We start from the raw sequence: 1748 nt of genomic DNA, 5'->3' as shown, positions 1-1748 counted from the left end.
AGGGCGACCGGGGCACTCCCGCCGTGAGGAGGATCAGACGCGGGTCCACTTCTGGCTGCTCGCACCGGAGCAGTCCCAGATCTGGACCTTGGTGCCGTTGGCGGTGCCACCGCCGGTGACGTCCAGGCACTTGTTGGCGCCGACGGCGGTGATGGTGCCGTCGGAGTTGAGCCGGAACTGCTGGTTGGCCTGGCCGTTGCAGGACCACAGCTCCACCGCGGTGCCGTTGGTCGTGCCCTGGTTGTAGACGTCGAGGCACTTGGTGCCGCCGTAGACGCGCAGCTCACCCGCCGCGGTGGAGGTGAAGCTCTGGTTCGCGCCCCCGTTGCAGTCCCAGATCTCCAGCAGGGCGCCGTCGACCTGCGACGCGCCGGTGACGTCCAGGCACCGGTTGGAGCCGGTGCCGCGCAACGCGCTGGTGACCTCGGTGGGCGGGGTGCCGCCGCCGGAGACCACGTACATCACCGCGCCGTGGGCGGGCACGGAGGCGCTGATCGTGCCGCTGGTGCTGGTGGTGGCCTTGGACCACAGGTCCTTGAGGCTGTAGGACGTGCCGCTGCCCAGGCCGACCTGGGTCGCGGTGGTGGAGATGGTCGCGGCGCTGGTGTTGCGGTTGAGCAGCACGACGGCGCGCGAGCCGTTCGCCATGGGCTTGACCCAGACCTCGGAGTTGCCGTCGTCGCGCACGCGGTAGCCCTGCTTGCCGCCCCAGTCCTGGTTGACGCCGATGACGTCGGTGTTGGTCAGGATCGACCGCGTGGTCGAGCTCATGGAGCGCAGGTCGTTGCCCGCGATCAGCGGCGCGTTGAGCAGCGCCCACAGGCTGAAGTGCGCGCGGGCCTCGGTGTCGGTCAGGCCGTTGCCCACCTCCAGCATGTCCGGGTCGTTCCAGCCGCCGGGCTTGCCGTAGGCGGTCAGGCCGGCCTGGCTGTCCAGGATGCCCATGACCGAGTTCCAGTTCCCGGCGATGTCACCGGTGGTGCGCCACGAGTTGCCGACCGCCGCGCCCCAGGTCCAGACGCTCTCCTGGCCCCAGTTGCACAGGCTGTAGAAGATCTTCCGGCCGGTGGCCGCCAGCGCGTCGCGCATCGCGGTGTAGCGCTGCTGGCCGTTCTTGCCCTGGTGGTCGCCGCAGTTGTCGTACTTCAGGTAGTCGATGCCCCACGACGCCCACAGGTTCGCGTCGCGCTGCTCGTAGCCCAGCGCCGCCGGGTAGCCCGCGCAGGTCGTCGTGCCGGCCGAGGAGTAGATGCCCAGCTTGAGGCCCTTGCCGTGCACGTAGTCGGCCAGCGCCTTGATGCCGCTGGGGAACTTCACGGGGTCGGCCACGAGGTTGCCGCTGGAGTCTCGCTGCTTGGTCGACCAGCAGTCGTCGATGTTGACGTACTGGTACCCGGCCGCGGCCATGCCGCTGGAGACCATGACGTCGGCCGTCTGCCGGATCAGGGTCTCGTTGACGTTGCAGCCGAAGCTGTTCCAGTCGTTCCAGCCCAGCTGCGGCGTGCGGCCCAGGCCGTTCTCCAGCGCGAGCGCGGAGGGCGCCTGCGGCCCCACGACGGTCAGCGCGGCGGCCGTGACGAGCACCGACAGGGCCGCGCGCGTCACCGAGCGCACGCGTGATCGGAAAAGGGTGTTCATGACAGGGTCCATTTCTGGTTCGAGCCGCCGTTGCAGGTCCAGATCTCGATCAACGTCCCGTTCGCGGTCGCGCCGCCGGTGGCGTCGAGGCACTTGTTCGAGCCGACGCC

2 protein-coding genes are annotated in these 1748 nt (G+C 69.6%); both read right to left on the bottom strand.

Features of this window, described 5'->3' with window-relative positions:
* Positions 1-33 precede the first annotated feature (33 nt).
* Positions 34-1638 (bottom strand): RICIN domain-containing protein, encoded by a 1605-nt coding sequence (locus AB0G02_RS38535; protein WP_360804954.1) that lies wholly within the window; start codon positions 1636-1638, stop codon positions 34-36.
* On the bottom strand, positions 1635-1748 hold a 114-nt coding region (locus AB0G02_RS38530), incomplete at its 5' end, for an RICIN domain-containing protein (RefSeq protein ID WP_360804957.1). The genes AB0G02_RS38535 and AB0G02_RS38530, both read right to left, overlap by 4 nt.

The sequence above is a fragment of the Actinosynnema sp. NPDC023658 genome (genome assembly GCF_040639995.1).
Taxonomy (GTDB): Bacteria; Actinomycetota; Actinomycetes; order Mycobacteriales; family Pseudonocardiaceae; genus Actinosynnema.
Note: the sequence above shows the minus strand (reverse complement) of the source record. Positions and strands in the feature narration are given on the sequence as shown.

Excerpts from the sequence above, each read along its gene's own strand:
- AB0G02_RS38535 (WP_360804954.1), bottom strand. The coding sequence starts at position 1,638 with ATGAACACCCTTTTCCGATCACGCGTGCGCTCGGTGACGCGCGCGGCC.